The following is a 24,553-nucleotide window of genomic DNA, read 5'->3' as shown; positions in this document are numbered from 1 at the left end:
TATCTCCTTTAGAGTGGTCCGACTTTTATCTTCATAATGACTGTCCCTGTCGTGCCAGTCATGCCTTCTGGTAATTGAAGCTTGACTTCTTTGTCGGTATCTTTGCTGATATCGGTTAAATTTATTGCTTCGGTATAAATAGCATCCAGCTTGTCAATACCCTTGTTTGGCACTGTTTCTGTTATTTCTACTTTATTTGGCTCTGTGACAACATTCTTAATGACTAAGCCTGGTGATAATTCACCCTGAGTAACCGGCCTGATATCCAACATTCTTTTCTTAACTGCAGCTGTCAGGTTAACAGTTATTTTGATTTTTTCCGGATAAACAGTGAGACCTTCTACTTCTTTATTGGCACGATTAACCGGAATAAGCACTGCATCTGCCGTAATATCGTTACTTTTGGATGATAGATCCACCATTGCTACTACTTTTGCCACTGTGCTTACGACATTTTTTGGCCCCTCAACAGTAACCTGTTCATAGGCAGGCACTGCCTTGCCTATCACCGTACCCGGAGCAGGAGTGCCAGTTAAGCGCACCTCAATAGGTAGCTGACGACTGATAATGGGATCAAGCCGCAGTTGCACTTTATCCGGACTGATTTCGACCAGTTCCAGGCTAGAAGGAATAATAGCGTTAACGGCGATATTGTGACTGCCTTCAGTTAGACCCTTTACATCAACAACTGCCTTAAGGTCTTTGGTACGTACTCCCGCCACCACGTTGCGTGGACCACGAATTTTTACCTTGACTGTCTCAGGTGCGTCCAAGAGCACATAATCAGCCGCAACATTGCGCACCTCCAGAGGAATAATGAAGGAAGCTTCAAATGGCGGGTTTTGCTCATTCATTACATACATCCACAGAATAATAGCCATTATGATAGCCAATATCTTGGGTACTATATTTTTAGTTTCTCCAGGTTTTTTGAAATAATTGTCAATCATTATGACGGCCTCCAGCTAAACAGATCACTAAGAGAAGAACTTCTCACCACAAACAGCGGTGCAAGCTGCTCTTTTAGACTCTCAGCGTCCATATATCTGTGCAACCGTCCACCACGGGCCAGTGAAATAATTCCAGTCTCTTCGCTGACAACAACGACGACCGCGTCTGTCTGTTCACTGATACCAATAGCCGCGCGGTGTCTGGTGCCCAATTCTTTGGTCAGACTCCTGTCATCCGATAGCGGTAATAGGCAACCTGCGGCTTGCACCCTATTGCCGCGAACAATAACTGCACCGTCATGCAATGGTGTATTCGGGATAAAAATATTAATCAAAAATTCACTTGATACTAACCCATCCACTTTGATACCGGTTTCAATATAATCATTTAATCCAGTCTCCCGTTCGACCACAATTAACGCGCCAATTTTATTTTTTGACAGCGCAGTAACTGTCCTGGCTAGTTCTTGAAAGAGATTCTCCCGTTCTTCCGCATTTAGCTGGGTTCTATTTTGAAAAAAGCGCCCCCGTCCCAGGTGCTCCAGTGCCCGCCTTAGTTCAGGCTGAAAAACAACAGGCAAGGCTACTAATACTACTGTCATTGTCTTTTGGAGCAGCCAGTTAATCACATTGAGTTCCAGCCAACGGCTAACCATAGTAGCCAATAGCAGAACAACAAGGCCCTTTAAGAGCGCCACCGCCCGGGTATCTCTTATCATGACATATAATTTATATAAAAAGTAGGCAACAATTACAATATCAAGAATATCAAGAAACCCAATTGTAGAAATTATGCCCTTTATTTGTAATAACATGCTGTACACCTCAAACAAGAAATAAAAATTCAGGTTAACCTATAGTTTTATTCTACCCACTATTAGGAAAACCTTTTAAGAAAATGGTATTTATTAAAAAATTATAATGGCAATTTGCATAGCTATCGGAAACTCTTAATTCGATACTATACAAATTAGGCTTGCGCCTGGTGGCACAAGCCTAATCTTATTCTAGTATATGCAGTAAAATCAGTTTATAATTTCGTCACTTCTTCAACCCAGCCAAATTTATCGGCGACACGCCCCTGTTGAAGGCTGGTTATATAGTCGAATAATTTATGTGAGGTTTCGCCGATCTCACCATTGTTGATAATGATTTTCTTTCCTTTCCAGCAAAGCTCACCAACCGGCGAAATGACGGCAGCCGTACCAGAGCCAAAGACTTCCTGCAAACGGCCATTTGCATGTGCTTCGTATACTTCCTCAATGGAAATACGGCGCTCAGTAGCTTTCATACCCCAGTCTTTAGCAACTGCGAGCACCGAGCGACGGGTCATACCATTTAGGATGCTGCCATTCAGTTCTGGCGTAATGATCTCATCATCAATTTTAAAGAAGATGTTCATTGTGCCAACTTCTTCAATGTATTTTTGTTCAAGTGCATCAAGCCACAGTACCTGGGTGTAACCATCTTTTTTAGCTACTTCGCCTGCCTTAAGACTAGCTGCATAGTTTGCCGCAGTCTTGGCTTCGCCCAGACCGCCTTTTACAGCACGTACATAATGATCTTCAACCTTAATCTTGACAGGTTTAAAACCAGAGGCATAGTAAGCGCCAACCGGGGAAAGGATGATAAATAAGGTGTACTGAGAAGCTACTTTTACGCCAACATAGGGATCAACCGAAATAACAAACGGACGAATATATAATGAAGTTCCCAATGCTTTGGGTACCCAGTGCTTATCCAAGTCAATAAGCTTTTTCAAAGCGGTATGTACTAAGTCAACATCCATCTGCGGAATGCTTAGGATATCCGCCGAATTATTAAAACGGTTCAAATGGTCTACCGGCCGGTACATTACAACACGGTTATCTTCGGTACGAAATGCCTTCATTCCCTCAAAAATAGCTTGACCATAGTGTAACACCATGGCCGCCGGGGAAATGTTAAAATCTCCGTAAGGAATAATACGGGCATCATGCCAGCCTTTATCACTGGCATAGTCCATTACAAACATATGATCAGTAAAAATCTTACCAAACCCTAGTTTGTCATCTGTTGGAAGTGTGCCGCGTTTATCAGCCAGTGTAACAGCAATATCTGTCATGTCAACAGGCCTCCTTGGGTGTATATTTATAGTTATTATAGAGTGGTTTTTGTATACATGTCAAGGCGTTTTTGTTGTTTGTCCATGACGGACCTAGCAATAAGCACGGTTTGTCCAACCTGAGTAGGCGATGTTCCTCCCAGAGAGTTACGAGCCGCTACGCAGGTCTCTATTGAAATAGCATCTGTAATGTCGGCTGCAAACAAGGGCGAAAATTCTTTAAACTGTTCCAGTGTTAAGTCTGTCAATGTTTTTTGCTCATTTAGACAATAGGCTACGCATTTACCAACAACTTCATGCGCTTGCCGAAAGGGCAAGCCTTTTTTTACCAGATAATCTGCCATGTCGGTCGCATTGGAAAAATCAGTTTTTAGTGCCTGCCGCATGGCACCCGCGTTGACCTTCATACCGCGCAGCATCGCAGCATAGACTGTCAGACTGAACTTAACGGTATCAATGGTATCAAACAATCCCTCTTTATCCTCTTGCAAATCTTTGTTGTATGCCAGCGGCAAGCCTTTAGTCACTGTCAGCATAGCCATTAGGTGACCAAACACCCGGCCAGTTTTACCCCGCACTAGTTCAGCAACGTCCGGGTTTTTCTTTTGCGGCATAATGCTAGAGCCTGTACAGTGAGCGTCATCAAGTTCAATAAAGGAAAATTCAGTTGACGACCAGAGGATAATTTCTTCACTCAGACGACTCAGATGCATCATCAGAATTGACGCAAATGACAAGAATTCCAAAATATAATCACGATCACTGACAGCGTCCAGACTATTTTCATAAACACGGGCAAAATTGAGTTCGCGCGCTACCTGCTCCCGGTCAATGGGAAAGGTCGTACCGGCCAAGGCCCCTGCCCCTAGTGGCATGATATCGGCAGATTCCCATACCCCGCCCAAACGCCGGAAATCCCGTTCCAGCATAAAGAAGTAAGCCAGCATATGATGGGAAAATAATATGGGCTGTGCCCGCTGGAGATGGGTGTAACCAGGCATGATCACCTCAGGATACTTGTGGACTGTATCTAAAATAGCCTGTTCTAAGTCAAATAATAGCTTGGCAACCTCAGCGACCTGGCCGCGCACATACATATGAGTATCAAGTGCCACTTGGTCGTTACGGCTGCGAGCTGTATGCAGCCTACCGCCAGCCGCTCCGATACGTTCGGTCAGACGTTTTTCAATATTCATATGAATATCTTCTAATGATACCTCAAAACTGAAATTACCAGCTTCAATATCAGCAAGTATATCTTTTAGACCATCAATAATAAGTTTAGCATCTTCCTGGCTTATTATACCGCAGGCAGCCAGCATGGTGGCATGGGCAATACTGCCGGCAATGTCCTGGCTGTACATCCGACTATCAAAAGAAATGGAGGAGGTAAACTCCTCCACCATTACATCCGTACTTTTGGCGAAACGTCCGCCCCATAGTTTACTCATTGTTTTTCTTAGCCTCAGCTTTCATCATGGCCCGGACTTTGAGTGGCAGGCCAAAGAGATTAATAAAACCCTCCGCATCGCCATGATTGTATAATTCTTCACTGTCGCCAAAGGTTACGATTTTTTCGTTATAGAGAGAATACGGCGATGTCGCGCCAGCACTTATGATATTGCCTTTATATAATTTCATCCGCACAGTACCACTGACTGTCTGTTGGGTAGAATCCACAAAAGCATCCAGGGCTTCTCTAAGCGGGGCAAACCACATGCCATCATAAACCAGTTCTGCATATCTAATAGCTACTTGCTCTTTATAATGCAAAGTAGCCCGATCAAGTGTCAGATATTCCAGTTCACGATGGGCATAATATAAAATCGCGCCGCCGGGATTTTCATATACACCGCGGGATTTCATCCCCACAAGGCGATTTTCTACAATATCAGCGATACCGACACCATTGGCAGCACCAATATCATTAAGCTTAGTTAAAAGGGCTACGGCATCCAGCTTAACTCCGTCAACGGAAACCGGAATTCCTTTTTCAAAACCAACTTCGACGTAAAGCGGTTTATCAGGTGCTTTTTCCGGCGGAGTCGTAATCATGTATACATCATCTGTGGGCGCATTGGCCGGGTTCTCAAGATCAGCACCTTCATGGCTTAAATGCCAGATGTTGCGATCCATGCTGTAGGGACGGGCTTTGGAAACAGGTACAGGGATACCATGTTTTTCCGCATAATCGATAGCATCTTCGCGGGAGCGGATGTCCCAGATCCGCCAGGGAGCAATGATTTTGAGATGAGGAGCCAACGCTTTGACGGTAAGCTCGAAACGAACCTGGTCGTTGCCTTTACCGGTTGCGCCATGACAAATAGCATCTGCACCTTCTTTAATAGCAATATCAACAAGTGCTTTGGCAATAATCGGACGGGCAAAGGAAGTACCTAGCAGATATTTTCCTTCATATACAGCACCGGCTTTTAATGTCGGCCATACATAGTCTTCGACAAAACCAGCCGTTAAGTCTTCAATATAGACCTTGCTGGCACCTGATTTGAGAGCCTTGTCATGTACAGGCTCCAGTTCATCGCCCTGACCAACGTCAGCGCACATGGCAATGACTTCGCAGCCATAGTTTTCTTTAAGCCAAGGAATAATAACCGAAGTGTCCAGGCCACCAGAATAGGCCAGCACAACTTTTTTAATGTCACTCAAAATGTAGTTCCTCCTTGATTATTAAGTTAGTGATACGCTATAAACTTATATTTTATTCGCTTATTTGCTATTTTGTTCCTGCAAGAAAGGTAGCAAAAATTGAGATTGCCACGCTTACGCTCGCACTGACCGGGACAGGGGTGAATCAAACTCTCCCCTTGATCCCCAATGTTTTCAGCTACGCTGAAACGAGTCCGTAACTCCGGCATCCCCAACACCCCCGCCACCCCGTATCCCAAAAAAGTCACGGACTGCCGGAACTTGTTAGAAATGTCCAGATGCTAGGCGCGACGAGGAGGCGCAGCGCGGCGTACAGTCGTACGTAAGCAAGCCCCCGCAGGAGCAACAACGCAGATGGGCGTTTATAACAAGTTCTAATGTAATGGCCTCCTAATCAGCCATTAATAGAGCCATGATGGCCTTCTGCACATGCAAGCGATTTTCTGCTTCGTCAAATACCACAGAATTCGGGCCTTCAATCACATCATCGGTGATTTCCTCACCGCGATGGGCTGGCAGACAGTGCATGACGATCGCGTCTTTTTTGGCAACCTGCATGATGGAGTTATTAATTTGGAATCCAGCAAATGCCTGTTTGCGGATAGCCTGCTCCCCTTCTTTACCCATGCTGGCCCAGACGTCGGTATAGAGGATATCAGCATCTTTTGCAGCAGTAAATGGATCGTCCAAAATAGTTATCTTACTGCCTGACAGTTTGGCGGCAACGGCGGCTTGTTCGACAATGGTGGCATCTGGGGCATAGTTAATCGGTGTAGCCACACTGATATCCATACCTACTTTAGCACAGACATGTAACAGCGAGTTGACCATATTATTACCGTCGCCAATATAACACAGTTTGCGTCCTTTTAGATCGCCCTTGTACTCGATAGCAGTAAAGATATCGGCCATTGCCTGGCAAGGATGCAGTAAATCTGTCAGGGCGTTAATCACTGGAATATTCGCGTACTCGGCCAATTCCTCTACTTCCAGATGAGAAAATGTCCGAATCATAATGCCGTCCAAATAACGGGCTAATACGCGAGCAGTATCTTTCACCGGTTCGCCCCGGCCGATTTGCAAATCGTTGGACGACAGGAACAAGGCCATTCCGCCTAGCTGCCACATGCCAACTTCAAAGGAAACTCTGGTACGGGTTGATGACTTTTGAAAAATCATGCCCAGTGTTTTGCCTTTTAACAGCGGATGCGGTTCACCTGCTTTTTGTTTTGCTTTTAATACTTTGGTAAAATCAAGAATTTGATAGATTTCCTCAACTGATAAATCATGTATTGATAGAAAGTCTTTTCCTTTAAGACTCATTCCTAACACTCCCCCAGTTTAAAGTTATACAGCCGCTAACGTTTTATCTAATACGGCGATCATTTCATCAACATGGTCTTTGGTTATGATAAGCGGCGGTACAAACCGGAGTATATCGCCAGCGGTGCAGTTTATAATAGCGCCTTGACTTAGGCAGCTATTAACAATATCCCGCCCCGGAAGGGTAAGCTTGGCGCCAACTATCAGTCCTTTGCCCCTCACCTCGGTAATCAATGCCGGATATTTGCTTTTAAGAGCATTGAGTTTATCTACAAGATAATCGCCTATTGTCTGAGCATTTTCTAGTAACTTTTCTTCTTCGATGACAGTAAGCACAGCATTGGCTGCCGCACAGGCGAGCGGATTGCCGCCGAAAGTACTGCCATGGTCGCCAGCAGTAAAGGCTATTGCTATCTTATTAGTGGTAATAAAAGCACCGATCGGTACACCGCCCGCTAATCCCTTGGCTAACGTCACAATATCTGGTTGGATGCCAAAGAGTTCATAGGCAAACATTTTTCCTGTCCGTCCCATACCTGTCTGAATCTCATCGAGGATTAAAAGTGCCCCGTATTGGTCGCACAACTGCCGGACCTTTATCAGATAATCCTTGTCAGGAATATTTACGCCGCCTTCTCCCTGGATGGGTTCAAGCATTACGGCGCAAGTCTTAGCGGACATAATTGCCTCTAGCGCTGCAATATCATTAAATGGAACATAGGTAAAACCACCCGGCAGCGGCTCATAGCCTTTCTGGTATTTGGGCTGGCCGGTCGCGGTCAGGGTAGCCAGCGTCCTCCCATGGAAGGAATGATCGGCGGTAATGATTTCAACTTTGTCGGCAGCAATCGTTTTGCCGTATTTCCGGGCCAGCTTGATAGCTCCTTCATTGGCCTCAGCACCACTATTGCCGACAAATACTCTGTCAAGACCGCTTAATGCCGCAAGTTTCTTGGCAAGTATGGCTTGCACTTCGGTGTAATACAGGTTGGAACAATGAATCATTTTGCCGGCTTGCTCAGACACTGCTTTTACAAGTGCCGGATGAGCATGGCCAAGGACATTGACAGCGATGCCGCCAAGAAAATCTATATATTTTTTTCCTTCATTATCATAAACATACGGTCCGTCACCATAGCTAAGAACAAGGTTATAGCGGGAAAATACCTGCAAATAATTATCTTGATCAATGTCCACTATTGTCTGTTTATCCATTGATGTACCTCCTGTATTTGACTACTTCGGTACCAATACCCTCAGTGGTAAAAATCTCCAAGAGTAACGAGTGGGGGTTACGGCCATCAATAATATGCGTTTTGGCTACTCCGGCAGCTAATGCTTTTACACAAGCCTCAACTTTGGGAATCATGCCGCCGTCGATACCGCCTGTTTTGATCATTTCCTGAGCTTCTGCCAGCGATAAGGTAGAAACAAAGGTGCTCTTATCCTTGCAGTCCCGGTAAATGCCTTCCACGTCAGTAATAAGCGCCAGTTTCTCGGCCCCTAATGCCGCAGCCAATTCCCCAGCCACGTAATCAGCGTTAATATTGTAGGTAGCACCGTCTTTACCAACACCAATAGGCGATATAACGGGGATATAGCCTTGGTCCAAAAGGCTCTCAACAATACCGGTGTTTAGTTTGAGCACATCGCCGACAAAACCGATATCCACTTCTTTGACTTGACCATTCTCACGTACTTTAGCCAAATGTTTGGCGGCAATAATTAAGTCGGCATCTTTGCCGCTTAAACCGACAGCTTTGGCTCCAAGGAAGTTTAGTAACTTTACGATTTCACTGTTAATTTTGCCGACAAGCACCATTTCCGCGATAGCTACCGTTTCAGCGTCAGTTACTCTGAGTCCGCTAACAAAGTTTGACTCTTTACCCAGTTTCTTGAGCATACCGGTAATCTCCGGACCGCCGCCGTGAACAACAACTGGGCGAATCCCCGCATATTTAAGGAAAATAATATCCTGAATCACATTTTTTTTGAGTTCATCATTAAGCATGGCATTACCGCCATATTTGATGACAACTGTGTTGCCTGAGAATCGTTGCAGGTATGGTAAGGCTTCAATAAGCACAGACGCTTTTTCTACCGAGTTTATCATAGAATCATTCCTTTCCCCATTTGAATCTAAACTATCAGGTTGTATATTCCCCATTAATTTTGACATATTCATAGGAAAAATCGCAGGTCCAAACAGTAGCCGCTGCTTCACCCTGACCTAAGTTTACCGTTATGGCAATATCTTTGGCAGCCATAATCTCTTTAAGCTTAGCAGTTTCAAGACCTGCAACTCCCTGGCCATCTACAACAATGGTTAAATCGCCAATTGCCAGTGAAGTCTTTTCAAGCTGCGTTTTAGCGCCAGAATAGCCAACAGCACATAAAATGCGGCCCCAATTGGGGTCCTGACCAAAGAATGCCGTCTTTACAAGCGGTGATTTGGCGATGGCCATCGCAGCGCACTTAGCATCAGCAAAGTGTGCTGCACCAGTAACGTTAATCTCTAAAAATTTGGTTGCCCCTTCCCCGTCACGAACAACAAGCTGCGCTAATTCAGTGCATACTGTTTTTAATGCGAAATAAAACTCCTGATAATCCTGACTGCCGGCAGCAGCAATGAGTTTGTTGCCTGCCTGGCCATTAGCCAGGACAGCTACTGTATCATTAGTACTGGTATCACCATCAACAGAAATCATATTATAGGAGAGTTCAACGGCTTGACTAAGCGCTTGATTGAGTAAATCAGGCGCAATGGCAACATCGGTGGTTATAAAGGAGAGCATTGTTGCCATATTAGGGTGAATCATACCTGCACCTTTGGCAATCCCGGCAATTTTACAAGGTTTGCCGCCAAGCGTAAACTCATAGGCACAGGATTTAGGGAAAGTGTCTGTTGTCATAATAGCAGACAGCATCGCTTCAGACCCATTCTCAGATAACACCGCTGCCGCTTGGCTAATGCCTGCTGTTATTTTATCCATCGGCAATGGAACACCGATTACACCGGTAGAGGCCACTAACACTTCACAATCATTTAAATTAAGCATCTCGGCTGTCTTGTGAGCCATTGTCCGGGCATCGGTAAGCCCTTGATCGCCAGTACAGGCATTGGCACAACCAGAATTAACAACAATGGCGCGTACCTTGCCTTGGCTTACAGCCTCCCGTGAAACAAGCACAGGAGCAGCAGCCATTTTGTTGGTAGTAAACTTAGCGGCTACTGCTGTGGGAACAGTGCTATAAATAATGCCAATATCTTCTATACCATTCTTTTTTATACCGGCATGCACGCCAGCAGCCTTAAATCCCTGCGGTGCCGTAATGCCACCCGTGATTTTCGTTAACATTTGTTTCCTCCTATGGGTAAACAGGGGCATTATCTAGCCCTATCTTCTCATCTATATTAAACATAACGTTCATATTCTGTATTGCCTGACCAGCAGCGCCCTTGACCAGATTATCAATGGCGGAAATGGCAATTACCCGCTTGGTTCGCTTATCAATATGCCAACCCAAATCGCAGAAATTGCTGCTGCGTGTATTCTTGGTCACTGGATAGCCGCCCCGGCCTAACAATCGGACAAAATATTCGTTGCCATACTGTGAGGTATAGGCCTCATCAACCATTTCCGGAGTTACCCCTGCTTTGAGATTGGCATAGCAGGTACTGAGTATTCCTCTGGGCATAGGAATAAGATGAGGCGTAAAGTTAATTGTCAGCTCTTCTCCAGCCAATCCACCGAGGACTTCCTCGATTTCCGGCGTGTGGCGGTGGCCCCCCACATTATAGGCCTTGACACTCTCAAATACTTCACTAAAATGCGAACCCAGGTTTAGACCACGCCCGGCACCAGTTACGCCAGACTTGGCATCAATGATAATAGTTGTCACATCAACCAGCTTGTTTTTCACCAACGGTGCCAGAGCCAGGATGCTGGCCGTTGTATAGCAGCCAGGATTACCGACAATGCTGGCCTCACGCACTTGGTTGCGGTTTAGCTCAGTCAGGCCATAAACAGTCTTAGCCTCGCGGTGCGTATGCGGCACTTTGTACCACTCCTCATACACATCATGGTTTTTAAACCGATAATCAGCACCCAGATCAATAATTTTAATGGTAGGATTGATGGCCGTTGCCTTACGTCCTACCTCCATAGCATGACCATGAGGCAAACCGATAAAAATGACGTCACTCTCAGCGGCAAGTTTCTCCAAATCGACCAAACTTGTTAGTGTCTGCGGATAAAATCGTGTAAGATGAGGGTATATATCTGCAATGGCCGTTCCCGGCTGACTTTCTGAAGTAATATATTTTACTTCGGCAACCTGATGGGATGCCAGTAAACGCAGTAATTCGGCACCGGCATAGCCGGTAGCTCCGACAATACTTATTTTCATAGTCCTCACTCCTTTTGTAATATTATACATTAGTCATGAATAATAATGCAAGTATTTTTGTTTCATGTATACATTAAATTTTGTAAATGTCTGCAAAATTCTTGCTGCCGAATAACTATGTAGTCCTGCCGATCAATAGTATAAGTACAAAAGAAAATAGAGGCTGTTGTTTTTCACATCAGCCTCTGTCCGACAACCGAATTTCCCCCATAATTGGTATACTGTGCCCACACTGAGGGCATTTTTTCTCCGGCTCACTTAGACGGCTGTAACCACTGAGACGGTCAATTACCTTGTAGCCACATTGTGGGCAAAAGGTATTCGTACCATTGCCACCGACATTGCCTAGATATACATAGTTAAGATACTCACGCGCCGCCGACGCCACTGCCTCCAAGGTCCCTACCGAAGTCGGCGGCAGCTCCATTTTATGGTTAGGAAAGTAGCGGGAAAGGTGTAATGGTATATCTGCATTAATGCCTGACAACCATTTAGCCAAGCTGGCAATTTCCTCTACAGAATCATTAAGCCCGGGTATGATTAAAGTGGTAATCTCGACATGGCACTGCCGAGCCGCCTGTTCTACGGTGCGTTTGACATGAGTAAGGTCTCCGGCACACACCTTTTGGTAAAACTCATTGGTAAAGGCTTTAACGTCAATATTCATAGCCGCAATGTAGGGCAGCAGTTCCTGTAAGGGTTGTTCATTAATAAACCCATTGGAAATCAATATATTGCTAAGTCCAGCTGCTTGTACTAACCGTGCTGTATCTAAGATATATTCATACCACACACTGGGCTCAGAATAGGTGTAGGCAATGCCGATATTACCCTGGCTGGCAAGCTGACTGGCCAGTGCTGCTGCTGCCTGCGGCTCAAGTAAGGTAAATTGCGGCTGCGCCTGGGCAATGTGCCAGTTTTGGCAAAATTGACAAGCAAAGTTACAACCCCAAGTGCCAAGTGACAGGATGGTGCTGCCAGGGTGAAAATGATAGAGTGGCTTCTTTTCGATAGGGTCAAGTGCTTGGGCAGTAGCTTGCGCATAATTTATATTGTATAGTTTGCCGCCCGTGTTCCGGCGTACCCGGCAAAACCCTGTCTGCCCCTCGGTAATAATGCAGTTTTTTGGACATAATTTGCAGGCAACGGCTTGTCCCTGCTGCTCATAATGGAGTGCCTCACGCACTTTTATTCACCTACTGTAGCTATTTATATCGAGTTACGGTAAAACGGTATAAATCAATCTCTTTTCCCGCCTGAATACCTGCTTTTTGCATAGCAATACTTACCTGTTCAGTGACAGTATCCACACCTTCGAGATTAGGCAAAAGCAAGCCGGAACGGCGTCCGTTACGAACAATTACCCCGTAGGTTTTAGGTTCAAGGTCATCAATGCTATCAATTTGCTCCGGTGTTTCCAATACATCGACCGAAATTTCCAAATCTGCCAGTTCGTTTAGCTTAATTGGGCTAAAGCGAGGATCTTCAGTCCCAGCGCTAACGGCATTCTGAATAATTTCTTCGGCAATACTCGGCTGAGTAGACTCAAAGGTACCAATGCAGCCACGCAATTGGCCTTCTTTTTTAAATGATACGAAAACCCCCGCCTTCCCCAGTAAATTCTCGGGGAGTCCGACTGGCTTATCCATAAGCCGGCCATGTTCCAGGTAATAGGTAAGACTTTCCCTGGCAAGTTTTACCGGCTCACTTTGTTTATCCATCGTAGTGCCTCCTACTTCTTACCCTTTATTTTATAAGCAATAACCGCATACCCAACACCAAAGGGGCCTTCATATGAAGTTGTCACCACTTCGGCATCCAGTCCCCCCATAACGCCCATAAGAAAAAACACTGACCTGAGACCGCATTGTCCGGCTTCTTCAATCAAATTTTTATCCATATTGAGTAAAGACTTAACATCAATATTGGTAAGAGCAGTAACTAGCTGCCGGTCAAACTCGGCGCCTTTCGGGCTATAACCGGCAGGAGCGTCTGGTGTCAGACGGTGTGACAAGTCACCTGAGGCAATTACCGCTACCCGCTTACCCACATGACTGATAGCCGCCTGCACGGCTTTGCCAAAGGTATACATTTCCTCATAAGCCAGCATACCTACAGATAGATGCACAATTTGCCCTTTGAACCCTGCTTTAACTAGGTAGTAGAGCGGGACAAAGGCTCCATGATCAAGTTGTAGTGGTATTCGATAATTTTTGGCAACATCATCGGTCAGTTCAGTTAGATTAATACCGAGTCGCTGACAATTGCGAATTATATTTTTTATTAGTAGATTATCGGTCTCGAAACCTAGAGTTACATCCGGAGCACCAAACTGGGCCATACTCCCCCTCAGGCGGGGGTGAATACTAATAGCCACAGCATCTTCAAATACCGGACCATGTGGTGTAATAATAACAACAGTTTGGGGATTTTCGTCTTTTAGCATTTCTGACACTTGTCTTGCGGCTTCAACTGTACTCTTAATATTTTCGAGTTCCTGGTTTCCTACTTCCGGAATCATGATCGGGGGATGTGGCATGAGCGCACAGCCAACCAAATTATCCATAAAATCGCTCCCTCCAGCTAGTGGTGCGTGGTGCTTTTTATCGTTCCACATTGTGGCTAAAATGATACGCCAACGCTTTCGTAATGGCTTCAGCCAGTTTTTGTTGATAAGCTTCACTGTTAAGCTGCGTAGCCTCAGCAGGGTTGCTAATAAAACCAGCTTCAATGAGCACACCTGATACAGTTACAGATTTCAATAAAATAATGTCAGAATCCTGCTTGACTTGGCGTCTATTACCAGGGGGAAAATTTTTTAATGCTTGCTGGATAATTTCGGCTAACTGCTTATTTTCCTCCTTATTAGGATTATAAAACACCTGAGCCCCTGACCAATTAGCCCCTTTAATCGCATTGCAATGAATACTAAGATAAAGGTCTGCTCCTGATTTTTCAATAATTTCTGCCCGCTTTAACAGATCATTGCGTTTCCCGCCTTTACCTTTGGTATAATAATCGACATCTTCCTCACGAGTAAGCACAGTTGTAGCTCCATTGGCTGCCAGGGCTGCGGCTACTTTGACTGCAATCGCTAAATTTATATTTTTCTCATCCAGTCCATTCCATTTTGCCCCATCGTCAATCCCACCATGTCCGGCGTCAATCGCGATGGTTTTACCACTAAGCACTGCCAAATCGGCATTCTCAATATCTGCCTGCACAAGATAACGTAACGTCAGGAGGTTTAATACCACCACCGCTATACTAAATACGACTACTCTTACTACTCTATGCCGTCTTACCGCCAGTACCCGCATACTATCCCACCTTTTTTCCTGTTGCCATTGCTACTTACACTGTATTCTCTATTCGGCAATTAAATGCTAAAATAGAGAATGAAGAAGTTTGCAATAGTAGAGGTGATCTACATGAAAACCAGGCGTATAAAAATAAGTCGCCTTCTGACCTTGTTAGTTATTGTATTTCTTGGTGCGTTTTTATGGGCAGGCGGGGGGTCCGTATTGCGTTCATCGATAGCCAAAATCAACCCACTGCCAACAGCAGCACCTGCTGCAGCTAATACATTGTCTAGCATTTCCGGAACCTGGGAGCGGGTACGGCGGGTAATTTTTCTTAAAAGCGCCATTGATGCTAAGTTGGATAAAAAAAGTTATGTCCGGCTGTCTGATACGCCCCTGGCCTTGCAGCAGGCGATCATCGCCGTCGAAGACAGTCGCTTTTATCACCATGCAGGGTTTGATATTGAGGGTATTTTACGGGCCACCTTAGTTAATGTACAAACAGGCTCTTATATTGAAGGCGGCAGTACCATTACCCAGCAATTAGTCAAAAACCTATTTCTCTCCCAGGAACGGACGCTTGGCCGAAAAGTTGAGGAATTTGTCCTCGCCATTGATATTGAGTTCCGCTATTCGAAAGAAGACATTCTGGAAATGTATTTGAATACCATCTATTTTGGCTCTGGGGCTTATGGGATTGGGGAAGCTTCCACCATTTATTTTGGCAAACCGCCTTTTCATCTTAATTTGGCCGAATGTGCCATGATAGCCGGTTTACCTAATGCCCCCTCGCTCACCTCTCCCTATGTCGATTTTGCAGCTGCCAAACAGCGACAAGCCGTAGTACTTGCCGCTATGTCCCGCAACAGCTATATTGGCCCGGCACAAGCCCAAGAAGCCAAACTTACACCCATCTTGTTAGCAAAATAATCAGTAACCGGCTAATGGCCGGGCCTTACTGATTAAAAATGTAACTTTGGGCGTCTCTCTTGATCCGAAATTAGTAAAAACCCCGTAAATTGTTTTTACGGGGTTTTTACTGTTGCTATTTTAAAACATTTGTTTTGTGGTGTAAAGAAACTATGTTAGCAAACCGTGCTGCAGTCATCATTGAAGCAGAAAAATAGTAAAAGTATTATAATGATGATTATAAAACAGCTACTATCACGGCCTCCTCCGAAATTACCAAATCCCATAAAGCATGCCTCCTTCATTACGTATTAGGGACATTACATACTATGCTATACAGGATGGGTTTGCTCCAGGAACATTATAATAAAATAACGCCAAGCAGTATAGCCTCCTGGCGCTTGGTTATACTAAACATGATTTCGTCCTCTCCCTTAAGCGCCGCTTGGTACAGGTGGCGCTATTTTTTATTGTCCTATATTTTACCCACAGTAAACTCATTTCAGCTAAGTTACTAATCCAGAATCTTTTATATTGACATAGTAACGAAGGTTTTATTATATCTTTGTTAGACAAACAAAAATATAGTTCCAAGCCACATTACCAATAATTTATCCACTGAAAGAAACATCATCTACCAAAACAGTGCCTGTACTTCTGTCACCATGTTTGGTAAATACTATCCTGGCACAGGTTGTGCCCGCCGGCGCTATACTAGTTATCCGCTTTATAAAGACATAATTATTGCCAGAAAATCGCTCGTCTATAACTATCGGATTAACTGTAGGATCAATAGCTGGGGAATTGCTCGGCTGCCAAAAAACTTCGGCTAAAAATTGTGCATTACCACTTAAATTCTGGGCATTTACAGAAAAACTAAATTTATAAGGGCAACCTGGAGTAATACCGCAAATAGTTTGCTCTAAGGTAGCAACAGCATTGGTTGCATCTCCAAGCAAAGCTGCTACGTTACCAGTTAATGATTCATTATCACTCGTGATATTTGCTCCTGTCCAGGAGTCGAAAACATCACATACAGTTGGATCAACACAAGCAATTTCGAAACTGGGGTTTTGAACTAACTCTACAGTCTGCGGACATGTCCCCTCAGGACAGGTACACGAACCAACGGGGCAAGTGCATGAACCTGTTGGACAGGTACACGAACCCGCTGGGCAGGTACACGAACCTGCTGGGCAGGTACACGAACCTGCTGGACAGGTACACGAACCTGCTGGACAGGTACACGAACCTGCTGGACAGGTACATGTACCTGGTGGGCAGCCACATGGATTAGTGGGTTTAAGACAGCTTTTTATTGCGTTTGCGAAATTATTATTTTCTTCTGTTTCGCATTCGCAATAGTGCTTTCTATCGCACACACTATCATTTCCCCCAAAACTATCATCCTCATTATTTTTACTCATAATTTCTTCCTCCTAAATTAGTTAGATATTATGTTACGTTGTAAAATATGCTCTAAGAAACATTTTTGCTCCAAAAGAACACAGACAATATAAAAAGGATAGCCTTAGGAATCTCCCCAAAATCATATACTTTCTTAGCTTAAAATAAAGAAGTTACCCATTTTATTAGGCTAAAGAACCTCACGATGGACACCATTGTCTTAGGCTAACGGTTGGCACTATCAACCCCCGTATCAGACTTTCATCGACTAGGCAAGCGCCCATGCTGGACACACGCAAAAATCCCTACAAACACTGAGTTTGTAGGGATTTCATTTTTTCCAATATTAACGTTTGGAGAACTGAGAAGCTTTACGCGCTTTTTTGAGGCCGTATTTACGACGCTCTTTTTCGCGTGGATCACGAGTTAAGAGACCTGCTTTTTTCAGTGGTAGACGGAATTCACCATCAACCTTTAACAGTGCACGAGCGATGCCGTGACGAACTGCGCCAGCTTGACCGGATACACCGCCCCCCTCAACCTTAGCCAAAACATCATATTTACCAACAGTATCAGTAATGTTAAGCGGCTGAGTAACGATAAGCTCAAGAGTTTTCAAACCAAAATATTCGTCTAGAGGACGTGTATTTACGATGATCTTGCCTTCTCCCGGAACCAGACGAACTCTGGCAACCGAGGTTTTTCTGCGACCTGTGCCGTAGTAAGTAACCAATGCCATATATATGTTCCTCCTTTCCGGTTTTACTTAATATTAAGTTCCAACACTTCCGGCTGTTGCGCGGCGTGTGGATGATTCGGACCTGCGTAAACATTAAGTTTACGATACATTTCACGACCAAGGGTGTTTTTGGGTAACATGCCTTTAACAGCCGCTTCAATAACACGCTCAGGTTTGGTTGCTAACATTTTGCCAGCAGTAGTGAAAGTTGTGCCACCCGGGTAACCGGAATGACGGAAATAGGTTTTTTGCTCCAGTTTCTTGCCAGTTAATACAATTTTTTCAGCATTAACCACAATTACATGGTCGCCGGTATCAACATGTGGAGTAAAAATTGGTTTATTTTTGCCGCGAAGAACTTTCGCGACTTCAACGGCCAAGCGACCAAGGGTTTGACCCTCAGCATCGACAACATACCACTTGCGCTCGATGTTGGCCGGGTTTGCCATAAAAGTTTTCATTGTCTATCCTCCTCGAGAAAGCTAAAGGACTATAATATCGAAAAACAAGCTATGATGATCAACCTTGAATTCCGGGGCTAATGGAAGTCATGGCAAAATTCTCATAAAGCTATTGTAATAAATTAGTTAACTAATGTCAAGCGTTATCCCTTGCCACTGAAAAATTATTTTATATAACTTAGTATTTAACATCCATCAAATACAAGCCTTGCGCAGGCGCAGTGATCCCTGCAGCATGGCGGTCACGTCCTTGCAATATTGACGCAAATTCAGCCGGAGTTAAACGACACTGACCGACTTTGACAAGGGTTCCCACTAAGTTACGTACCATATGGTAGAGGAAACCTGTACCCCAGAATTCAAATTCAATCAAAGAGTTACCTGTACTGCGGCAATGAGCAGCCATTATGGTGCGCACCGGGCTTACAGGTGCTCCCCCTGTAGCCCGAAAAGCTGAAAAATCATGGGTACCCACAACAGCTTGCGCAGCTTCATGCATTAAGGATACGTCAAGCGGTAACGGAAAATGCCAGGCATAATTACGCTCAAATGGGTTAGCTATCCGCGTATTTACTAGCCGGTAGCGGTAAATCTTACTTTTTGCGGAACAACGGGCATGAAATTCGGCAGTCTCTTCTGCGGCCGCAACAACAACAATATCATCAGGCAATAAGCCCCTGGCCGCCAGTGGGATACGTTCTGCCGGTATTGTGCCTTGAGTGAAAAAGTTGACAACCTGATAATAGGCATGCACCCCCGCATCAGTCCGGGCCGAGCCATTTATAGTAAGCGGATGCCCAAAGATTTTTTGTAATCGTTCTTCCACTAGCTGCTGAATGGTCATGGCATTGGCTTGGCGTTGGAACCCATGGTATGCATTTCCGTCATAAGCGAGGACAAGCTTAATGTTTCTCATATCACTAGTTTATATGCCCTGACAATTACTAATACAGCAATCAATACCATAAGAATCACAGCTGCTATTATGTCCGGCGCACCCATTTTTAGTTCTTTCATCCGGGTACGGTTTTCGCCGCCCCGGTAGCATCTGGACTCCATCGCCACTGCTAGTTCGTCAGCCCGGCGAAAGGCGCTGATAAATAACGGCACTAATAAAGGTACCATGTTTTTGGCTCGTTTCAGGATGCTGCCAGATGAAAAATCTGCGCCTCGCGCAATTTGAGCCTTCATAATCCGGTCAGCTTCCTCCAGCAGTGTCGGAATAAACCTCAGTGCAATGGTCATCATCATCGCCAGCTCGTGCGCTGGCACCCCTAATCGCCGGAAGGGATTTAGCAGTCTTTCTATACCATCAGTGAGCGCAATCGGTGAGGTGGTAAAGGTTAATAGTGAGGATACCACAATTAATAGCACCAGCCGTAAAGACATAAATATGCCCATACGACTGCCCTCTTGGGTCACAGTCAGTGGTCCCAGGTTATATAGTACTGTCCCCGGGGTACTAAAAACATGAATAGCCACTGTCAATAGAATGATGATCCACAGCGGCTTAATTGACCGCAGTACCATTCGCATGGGAATCCCTGACACAGCCACTGCCATAACTGCAAAGGCAGTAAGGATAGCGTAAGCCAGATAATCCTCTGCCAAAAATATCGTACTAATATATGTGATTACGCCCAGTATCTTGGTACGGGGGTCAAGCAAATGGATGGGTGATTTTCCCGGAAAATATTGGCCTATAGTTATATCAGTGAGCATTTTTCCGCCCCCTGACAGCTTGATAGATCCCCTTAGCCGCAGCCTCAGCCGTCATCACATCATTATTAATAGCCAAACCCTTAGCTCTAAATTTGTCAATAAGTGCTGTAATTGGCGGCACATCAACTCCAGCTTCCTGAAGTTTTTCACGGCCACTGCTGAAAATTTTCTGTGGTAGCCCATCAAGACTAATCTGTCCCTTATTCATAACCAGCACACGGCTGGCAAAGCGCGCAATATCTTCCATGTTATGGGATACAAGGATAACAGTAATCCCAGTTTTTTGATGTAGTTGAACAATTTGGCCAAAAATTTCATCGCGCCCGCAAGGATCAAGTCCGGCAGCCGGTTCATCCAGCGCCAGATAGTCCGGTTCCAGGGCAATTACTCCGGCGATAGCTACCCGCCGCATTTGTCCGCCACTTAGATTAAAAGGTGAGCGATCTTTGAAGGTATCATAGTCAAGCCCGACAAACTCCATCGCCCGTCTGATGCGAGTTTCTATTTGGTCTTCAGGTAGACCGAGGTTCTTAGGGCCGAAGGCAATATCCTGATAAATGGTTTCTTCAAATAGTTGATGTTCAGGATATTGAAAAACCATGCCTACCTGGCGCCTAACCTGCCGTGCCGCCTGGCTTTTCATTTTTAGATCAATACCATCAATGGTTACTTGACCAGAGGTTGGTGCAATCAGACCGTTCATATGCTGAACCAATGTAGATTTCCCTGAACCGGTATGCCCGATTATACCGACAAATTCCCCTTTGTTTATTACCAGATTAATATTTTGTATAGCTGTTCGCTGATAGGGGGTTCCCGGCATATACGTATATGTAACGTTATCAAAGTTTATGGACATAACGCCACCACCAATTGTTCATCTCTTATTATGTCTTGGCTAAGCTGTATTCCTTGTTTCCGCAAGTACACAGCAATTTCTGCCGCTACCGGAACATCTAATCCCATAGCTTTGAGCCGTTCGACCTGACAAAAAATTTCCGTAGGTGTTCCCTCCATGGCAATTTTTCCTTGCTCCATTACTACTACCCGATGAGCAGTCACAGCTTCTTCCATGAAGTGCGTAATATAGACAACTGTGATTCCTTCCTTATTTAACCGGCATACGGTGTCTAGAACCTCCTTACGACCTCGGGGATCAAGCATGGCTGTCGGCTCATCAAGCACCAGGCACTTGGGTCGCATTGCCAGTACACCAGCAATAGCCACTCGCTGTTTCTGACCGCCGGAGAGCAGATGGGGGCCATGATGGCGATATTCTTCCATATTGACAAGTGCCAGGGCCTCAGTTACCCGCCTGGCAATTTCCTGGGGAGCTACGCCTAAGTTTTCCGGGCCAAAGGCAACGTCCTCTTCGACAATTGCAGCCACAATCTGATTATCCGGATTTTGAAACACCATACCTATTTGCTGCCGGATTTCCCATACCTTATCGGCATCAGCAGTATCAATACCGTTGACAAGACATTTGCCGCCTGTCGGCAGTATCAAGGCATTAAGATGCTTTGCCAAGGTTGATTTCCCTGAACCATTGGTCCCAATGATAGCAACAAATTCTCCCTGATTAATTGTCAGGTTAATATCAGTAAGCGCAACTACCTCCTGGTTATCGTAACCGGGGTATGTATGACGCAAATTTTCAATTTTAATAAGTTCTCCCATTTGAGGCTACTGCACCCCCGTAAGAATAAAGGCGACCCGTTGGGCCGCCTTGTCTCTGTACTTGTTATACTAATTCGATGATCGCCATCGGAGCAGCATCGCCCCGACGCGGTCCCAGTTTCATGATCCGGGTATAACCGCCATGACGTTCGGCATATTTAGGAGCAATCACATCAAACAGCTTTTTAACTACTTCTTCGTCGTAGAGGCTTGATAACACTTGGCGGCGAGCATGCAGATCGCCCCGCTTAGCCAAAGTAATCATTTTATCGGCAAGGCCGCTGATTTCTTTCGCCTTAGCTTCCGTTGTCTCAATACGCTCATATGCAAAGAAGGAAGTTAACATGCTGCGAAATAATGCTTTACGCGCACTAGTGTCCCGTCCTAACTTTCTGTAGGCCACAACTCTTCCCCCCCTTTACTCTTCTTGTTCTGCGAGTGCCAGACCCATTTCAATTATTTTCTTCTTAACTTCTTCCAGTGACTTGCGTCCCAAATTGCGAACTTTCATCATATCATCTTCACTTTTTTGCACAAGCTCAGCCACTGTGTTGATTCCGGCCCGTTTCAAACAGTTGTAAGAACGTACTGAGAGATCCAGGTCTTCAATGGTCATTTCCATTGTCCTGTTTTTACCCTCTGCAGGTTCTTCAGACACTAAATCCTGATCCTCATCTTCTTCTGGAGGTTCTCCGGCAATATTTTGAAACAATTTCAGGTGCGACACCATAATTCCAGCAGCTTTGCTAACCGCTTCTTCAGGACGCATACTGCCGTCAGTCCATACTTCTAATGTCAGTTTGTCATAATTAGTTACGTTACCAACACGCGTATCGGTAACGTTATAATTGACGCGTACAATAGGTGAGAAGATGGAGTCAATAGGAATAATCCCGATTACATGGTCGGGTTTTTTGTTTTTGTCAGCCGGTATATACCCTTTGCCTTTTTCGATCATGATTTCCATCCGGAGCTGACCACCGGCACCTACTGTCGCCAGATGCAGTTCCGGGTTTAAAATATCAATATCGGCATCGGCCTTTATATCGCCTGCGGTGACTTCGCCTTCTTCAAACGCTTCAACAAGCAAAACTTTAGGCTCGTCACTATGCATTTTAAGACACAGTTCTTTTAGGTTTAGAATAATGTCGGTGACGTCCTCCCGAACACCAGGAATAGTAGCGAATTCATGCAGCACACCATCAATTTTCACTGAGGTTACAGCTCCACCTGGTAAGGATGATAAGAGCACCCGCCGTAAACTGTTGCCCAGCGTAATGCCAAAGCCCCTGTCAAGCGGTTCCCATACAAATTTGCCATAACGGCTGTCTTCACTTATTTCTACTATTTCGATCTTCGGTTTTTCGATTTCAATCATCCGGAAAAACCCTCCTCATTTGGCCAAACTCTTACATTACGCCATCGCCACGGTTGAGGGCAGCTTATCTTGAATACAACTCTACGATGAGATGTTCCTGGATAGGAATATCAATTTCCTCCCGGGTGGGGTAGCGCATAACTTTACCGCTCATATCGGCAGCCGTAAGTTCGATCCAGGCTGGAACTTGCTTAGACCCAAGCGATTCGGCGATTTTTTTCATAATAGGTGATTCTTTGCTTGTTTCCTGGACGGCGACAACATCACCGGCTTTTACCAGAAAGGATGGTATATTTACTCGGCGGCCGTTTACATTAAACAAGCCATGACGTACCAATTGTCTTGCTTGGTTGCGGCTTTCAGCCATTCCCATGCGAAAAACAACATTGTCAAGTCTTCTTTCCAACATAACCAACAGATTTTCGCCGGTAATGCCTTTTTGGCGTTCCGCTTTTTCAAAGTAATTCCGGAATTGACGCTCAAGTACGCCGTAGATGCGGCGGGTTTTTTGTTTTTCCCGGAGCTGAATACCATACTCAGAAACTTTTTTACGGGTTTGACCGGCACCATGCTGGCCGGGAGCAAAGCTGCGCACAGTGAAGGCGCATTTATCGCTATAGCATCTGTCGCCTTTGAGATACAGTTTTGAACCCTCGCGGCGGCATAATCTGCAAACAGGACCTGTATATTTTGCCATTCTTACCAAACACCTCCCAATTCCCTAAACTCTTCTTCTTTTTGGCGGACGGCATCCATTGTGCGGAATGGGTGTTACGTCTTTAATCGCATTAACTTCAAGGCCTGCAGCCTGGAGTGAACGGATGGCGGCTTCTCGGCCGGCACCAGGACCTTTTACAAATACTTCGATTTGTTTAAGGCCATGTTCCATGGCAGCTTTGGCAGCGGTTTCAGCAGCCATTTGAGCAGCAAATGGGGTACTTTTCCGTGAGCCTCTAAAGCCCAGTCCACCGGCGCTTGCCCAGGAAATGGCATTGCCTCTGGTATCAGTGATGGTAATGATGGTGTTGTTGAAAGTCGAACGGATATGAGCAACACCATGTTCTATATTTTTACGTTCTTTACGTTTTGTTCTGACAACTTTTTTTTGAGCCAAAGGTTATTCCCTCCCTTACTTCTTCTTCTTAGCGCCGACAGTTCTTTTTGGGCCTTTGCGAGTACGGGCATTGGTCTTAGTACGTTGACCGCGTACAGGAAGACCCATGCGATGCCGCTTGCCACGATAAGAGCCGATCTCAATGAGCCGCTTAATGTTTAATGCTTCTTCCCGGCGAAGATCGCCTTCTACGCGATAGTTTTTATCAATGTTTTCACGCAGTTTGGCAACTTCTTCTTCAGTTAGATCCCGGGTCCGGGTATCAGGATTGATTCCGGTATTAGCCAGAATTTGTTTTGATAATGTTAAGCCAATACCAAAAATATATGTTAAGGCAATTTCAATGCGTTTGTCACGCGGTAAGTCTACACCGGCAATACGTGCCAT

At 45.1% G+C, this 24,553-nt stretch carries 27 protein-coding genes; 1 reads left to right on the top strand and 26 read right to left on the bottom strand.

Translation table 11 applies throughout. From position 1 onward, the window contains the following. Positions 1-8 precede the first annotated feature (8 nt). From AC1ECB_RS26640 to AC1ECB_RS26575, 14 genes are all read right to left on the bottom strand, one after another. Positions 9-950 (bottom strand): CdaR family protein, encoded by a 942-nt coding sequence (locus tag AC1ECB_RS26640; protein ID WP_485666572.1) that lies wholly within the window; start codon positions 948-950, stop codon positions 9-11. Continuing rightward, a complete protein-coding gene (cdaA, locus tag AC1ECB_RS26635; protein WP_094607387.1) occupies positions 950-1,765 on the bottom strand; it encodes a diadenylate cyclase CdaA in 816 nt (271 codons plus the stop codon). The genes AC1ECB_RS26640 and cdaA overlap by 1 nt, the downstream gene beginning before the upstream one ends. A 215-nt stretch (positions 1,766-1,980) precedes the next feature. Beyond that, a complete protein-coding gene (locus AC1ECB_RS26630) occupies positions 1,981-3,054 on the bottom strand; it encodes a branched-chain amino acid aminotransferase (RefSeq protein WP_485666571.1) in 1,074 nt (357 codons plus the stop codon). Positions 3,055-3,089: 35 nt separating this feature from the next. After that, positions 3,090-4,505 carry an argininosuccinate lyase gene (argH, locus tag AC1ECB_RS26625; RefSeq protein WP_485666570.1) on the bottom strand — a complete coding sequence of 472 codons (1,416 nt, stop codon included), beginning with the start codon at positions 4,503-4,505 and terminating at the stop codon, positions 3,090-3,092. Beyond that, positions 4,498-5,724 (bottom strand): argininosuccinate synthase, encoded by a 1,227-nt coding sequence (locus tag AC1ECB_RS26620; protein ID WP_485669413.1) that lies wholly within the window; start codon positions 5,722-5,724, stop codon positions 4,498-4,500. The genes argH and AC1ECB_RS26620 overlap by 8 nt, the downstream gene beginning before the upstream one ends. A 387-nt stretch (positions 5,725-6,111) precedes the next feature. Further along, positions 6,112-7,044: an ornithine carbamoyltransferase gene (argF, locus tag AC1ECB_RS26615; RefSeq protein WP_485666569.1), complete on the bottom strand. Its 933-nt coding sequence runs from the start codon at positions 7,042-7,044 to the stop codon at positions 6,112-6,114. 24 nt (positions 7,045-7,068) lie between these two features. Then, entirely contained in the window at positions 7,069-8,259 is a 1,191-nt protein-coding gene (locus AC1ECB_RS26610; protein WP_485666568.1) for an acetylornithine transaminase, read from the bottom strand. Beyond that, complete coding sequence (argB, locus tag AC1ECB_RS26605; RefSeq protein WP_485666567.1) at positions 8,252-9,157, bottom strand: acetylglutamate kinase; 906 nt, start codon at positions 9,155-9,157, stop codon at positions 8,252-8,254. Before argB ends, AC1ECB_RS26610 begins: the two co-directional genes overlap by 8 nt. A gap of 34 nt (positions 9,158-9,191) precedes the next feature. Then, entirely contained in the window at positions 9,192-10,403 is a 1,212-nt protein-coding gene (argJ, locus tag AC1ECB_RS26600) for a bifunctional glutamate N-acetyltransferase/amino-acid acetyltransferase ArgJ (RefSeq protein ID WP_485666566.1), read from the bottom strand. 10 nt (positions 10,404-10,413) lie between these two features. Next, the gene (argC, locus tag AC1ECB_RS26595; RefSeq protein ID WP_485666565.1) at positions 10,414-11,454 is read right to left on the bottom strand and encodes an N-acetyl-gamma-glutamyl-phosphate reductase; all 1,041 of its coding nucleotides are present in this window, start codon (positions 11,452-11,454) and stop codon (positions 10,414-10,416) included. 178 nt (positions 11,455-11,632) lie between these two features. After that, on the bottom strand, positions 11,633-12,640 hold the full coding sequence (gene amrS, locus AC1ECB_RS26590; RefSeq protein WP_485666564.1) for an AmmeMemoRadiSam system radical SAM enzyme: 1,008 nt from the start codon (positions 12,638-12,640) through the stop codon (positions 11,633-11,635). A 19-nt stretch (positions 12,641-12,659) separates the two neighbouring features. Next, positions 12,660-13,175, bottom strand: a complete 516-nt coding sequence (amrA, locus tag AC1ECB_RS26585; RefSeq protein ID WP_485666563.1) for an AmmeMemoRadiSam system protein A — start codon at positions 13,173-13,175, stop codon at positions 12,660-12,662. An 11-nt stretch (positions 13,176-13,186) separates the two neighbouring features. Continuing rightward, the gene (amrB, locus tag AC1ECB_RS26580) at positions 13,187-14,020 is read right to left on the bottom strand and encodes an AmmeMemoRadiSam system protein B (RefSeq protein ID WP_485666562.1); all 834 of its coding nucleotides are present in this window, start codon (positions 14,018-14,020) and stop codon (positions 13,187-13,189) included. 37 nt (positions 14,021-14,057) lie between these two features. After that, on the bottom strand, positions 14,058-14,774 hold the full coding sequence (locus AC1ECB_RS26575; protein WP_485666561.1) for an N-acetylmuramoyl-L-alanine amidase: 717 nt from the start codon (positions 14,772-14,774) through the stop codon (positions 14,058-14,060). A gap of 111 nt (positions 14,775-14,885) precedes the next feature. Here AC1ECB_RS26575 and AC1ECB_RS26570 point away from each other — a divergent pair, with 111 nt between their 5' ends. Then, positions 14,886-15,686 (top strand): transglycosylase domain-containing protein, encoded by an 801-nt coding sequence (locus AC1ECB_RS26570; RefSeq protein WP_485666560.1) that lies wholly within the window; start codon positions 14,886-14,888, stop codon positions 15,684-15,686. A gap of 590 nt (positions 15,687-16,276) precedes the next feature. Here the strand turns inward: AC1ECB_RS26570 and AC1ECB_RS26565 are convergent. The 12 genes from AC1ECB_RS26565 to rpsM form a co-directional block, all read right to left on the bottom strand. After that, positions 16,277-17,092: a hypothetical protein gene (locus AC1ECB_RS26565; protein WP_485666559.1), complete on the bottom strand. Its 816-nt coding sequence runs from the start codon at positions 17,090-17,092 to the stop codon at positions 16,277-16,279. Between the two features lie 326 nt (positions 17,093-17,418). Next, positions 17,419-17,811 carry a 30S ribosomal protein S9 gene (rpsI, locus tag AC1ECB_RS26560; RefSeq protein ID WP_021168728.1) on the bottom strand — a complete coding sequence of 131 codons (393 nt, stop codon included), beginning with the start codon at positions 17,809-17,811 and terminating at the stop codon, positions 17,419-17,421. A 23-nt stretch (positions 17,812-17,834) separates the two neighbouring features. After that, entirely contained in the window at positions 17,835-18,272 is a 438-nt protein-coding gene (rplM, locus tag AC1ECB_RS26555; protein ID WP_021168727.1) for a 50S ribosomal protein L13, read from the bottom strand. 178 nt (positions 18,273-18,450) lie between these two features. Beyond that, positions 18,451-19,188, bottom strand: coding sequence for a tRNA pseudouridine(38-40) synthase TruA (gene truA / locus AC1ECB_RS26550; RefSeq protein ID WP_485666558.1), 738 nt, complete (start codon positions 19,186-19,188; stop codon positions 18,451-18,453). Then, the gene (locus AC1ECB_RS26545; RefSeq protein WP_485666557.1) at positions 19,185-19,994 is read right to left on the bottom strand and encodes an energy-coupling factor transporter transmembrane component T family protein; all 810 of its coding nucleotides are present in this window, start codon (positions 19,992-19,994) and stop codon (positions 19,185-19,187) included. Before AC1ECB_RS26545 ends, truA begins: the two co-directional genes overlap by 4 nt. After that, on the bottom strand, positions 19,984-20,853 hold the full coding sequence (locus AC1ECB_RS26540) for an energy-coupling factor transporter ATPase (RefSeq protein ID WP_485666556.1): 870 nt from the start codon (positions 20,851-20,853) through the stop codon (positions 19,984-19,986). The genes AC1ECB_RS26545 and AC1ECB_RS26540 overlap by 11 nt, the downstream gene beginning before the upstream one ends. Next, complete coding sequence (locus AC1ECB_RS26535) at positions 20,844-21,674, bottom strand: energy-coupling factor transporter ATPase (RefSeq protein ID WP_485666555.1); 831 nt, start codon at positions 21,672-21,674, stop codon at positions 20,844-20,846. Before AC1ECB_RS26535 ends, AC1ECB_RS26540 begins: the two co-directional genes overlap by 10 nt. A 64-nt stretch (positions 21,675-21,738) precedes the next feature. Beyond that, complete coding sequence (rplQ, locus tag AC1ECB_RS26530) at positions 21,739-22,077, bottom strand: 50S ribosomal protein L17 (RefSeq protein WP_021168722.1); 339 nt, start codon at positions 22,075-22,077, stop codon at positions 21,739-21,741. Between the two features lie 15 nt (positions 22,078-22,092). Then, positions 22,093-23,052, bottom strand: coding sequence for a DNA-directed RNA polymerase subunit alpha (locus AC1ECB_RS26525; RefSeq protein WP_094607408.1), 960 nt, complete (start codon positions 23,050-23,052; stop codon positions 22,093-22,095). A 64-nt stretch (positions 23,053-23,116) separates the two neighbouring features. Continuing rightward, positions 23,117-23,749, bottom strand: coding sequence for a 30S ribosomal protein S4 (rpsD, locus tag AC1ECB_RS26520; protein WP_485666554.1), 633 nt, complete (start codon positions 23,747-23,749; stop codon positions 23,117-23,119). Between the two features lie 24 nt (positions 23,750-23,773). Next, positions 23,774-24,166, bottom strand: a complete 393-nt coding sequence (gene rpsK, locus AC1ECB_RS26515; protein ID WP_021168719.1) for a 30S ribosomal protein S11 — start codon at positions 24,164-24,166, stop codon at positions 23,774-23,776. A 15-nt stretch (positions 24,167-24,181) separates the two neighbouring features. Beyond that, positions 24,182-24,553 (bottom strand): 30S ribosomal protein S13, encoded by a 372-nt coding sequence (rpsM, locus tag AC1ECB_RS26510; protein ID WP_021168718.1) that lies wholly within the window; start codon positions 24,551-24,553, stop codon positions 24,182-24,184.

The sequence above is a fragment of the Sporomusa sp. 246TCP1 genome (assembly GCF_057319775.1).
Note: the sequence above shows the minus strand (reverse complement) of the source record. Positions and strands in the feature narration are given on the sequence as shown.

Excerpts from the sequence above, each read along its gene's own strand:
- AC1ECB_RS26545 (WP_485666557.1), bottom strand. The coding sequence starts at position 19,994 with ATGCTCACTGATATAACTATAGGCCAATATTTTCCGGGAAAATCACCC.
- AC1ECB_RS26570 (WP_485666560.1), top strand. The coding sequence starts at position 14,886 with ATGAAAACCAGGCGTATAAAAATAAGTCGCCTTCTGACCTTGTTAGTT.
- argF (WP_485666569.1), bottom strand. The coding sequence starts at position 7,044 with ATGAGTCTTAAAGGAAAAGACTTTCTATCAATACATGATTTATCAGTT.
- cdaA (WP_094607387.1), bottom strand. The coding sequence starts at position 1,765 with ATGTTATTACAAATAAAGGGCATAATTTCTACAATTGGGTTTCTTGAT.
- argH (WP_485666570.1), bottom strand. The coding sequence starts at position 4,505 with ATGAGTAAACTATGGGGCGGACGTTTCGCCAAAAGTACGGATGTAATG.
- argB (WP_485666567.1), bottom strand. The coding sequence starts at position 9,157 with ATGATAAACTCGGTAGAAAAAGCGTCTGTGCTTATTGAAGCCTTACCA.
- AC1ECB_RS26565 (WP_485666559.1), bottom strand. The coding sequence starts at position 17,092 with ATGAGTAAAAATAATGAGGATGATAGTTTTGGGGGAAATGATAGTGTG.
- truA (WP_485666558.1), bottom strand. The coding sequence starts at position 19,188 with ATGAGAAACATTAAGCTTGTCCTCGCTTATGACGGAAATGCATACCAT.
- rpsM (WP_021168718.1), bottom strand. The coding sequence starts at position 24,553 with ATGGCACGTATTGCCGGTGTAGACTTACCGCGTGACAAACGCATTGAA.
- AC1ECB_RS26540 (WP_485666556.1), bottom strand. The coding sequence starts at position 20,853 with ATGTCCATAAACTTTGATAACGTTACATATACGTATATGCCGGGAACC.
- AC1ECB_RS26535 (WP_485666555.1), bottom strand. The coding sequence starts at position 21,674 with ATGGGAGAACTTATTAAAATTGAAAATTTGCGTCATACATACCCCGGT.
- rplM (WP_021168727.1), bottom strand. The coding sequence starts at position 18,272 with ATGAAAACTTTTATGGCAAACCCGGCCAACATCGAGCGCAAGTGGTAT.
- AC1ECB_RS26575 (WP_485666561.1), bottom strand. The coding sequence starts at position 14,774 with ATGCGGGTACTGGCGGTAAGACGGCATAGAGTAGTAAGAGTAGTCGTA.
- argC (WP_485666565.1), bottom strand. The coding sequence starts at position 11,454 with ATGAAAATAAGTATTGTCGGAGCTACCGGCTATGCCGGTGCCGAATTA.
- AC1ECB_RS26610 (WP_485666568.1), bottom strand. The coding sequence starts at position 8,259 with ATGGATAAACAGACAATAGTGGACATTGATCAAGATAATTATTTGCAG.
- argJ (WP_485666566.1), bottom strand. The coding sequence starts at position 10,403 with ATGTTAACGAAAATCACGGGTGGCATTACGGCACCGCAGGGATTTAAG.
- AC1ECB_RS26525 (WP_094607408.1), bottom strand. The coding sequence starts at position 23,052 with ATGATTGAAATCGAAAAACCGAAGATCGAAATAGTAGAAATAAGTGAA.
- amrB (WP_485666562.1), bottom strand. The coding sequence starts at position 14,020 with ATGGATAATTTGGTTGGCTGTGCGCTCATGCCACATCCCCCGATCATG.
- AC1ECB_RS26640 (WP_485666572.1), bottom strand. The coding sequence starts at position 950 with ATGATTGACAATTATTTCAAAAAACCTGGAGAAACTAAAAATATAGTA.
- rpsI (WP_021168728.1), bottom strand. The coding sequence starts at position 17,811 with ATGGCATTGGTTACTTACTACGGCACAGGTCGCAGAAAAACCTCGGTT.
- AC1ECB_RS26630 (WP_485666571.1), bottom strand. The coding sequence starts at position 3,054 with ATGACAGATATTGCTGTTACACTGGCTGATAAACGCGGCACACTTCCA.
- amrA (WP_485666563.1), bottom strand. The coding sequence starts at position 13,175 with ATGGATAAACAAAGTGAGCCGGTAAAACTTGCCAGGGAAAGTCTTACC.
- rpsD (WP_485666554.1), bottom strand. The coding sequence starts at position 23,749 with ATGGCAAAATATACAGGTCCTGTTTGCAGATTATGCCGCCGCGAGGGT.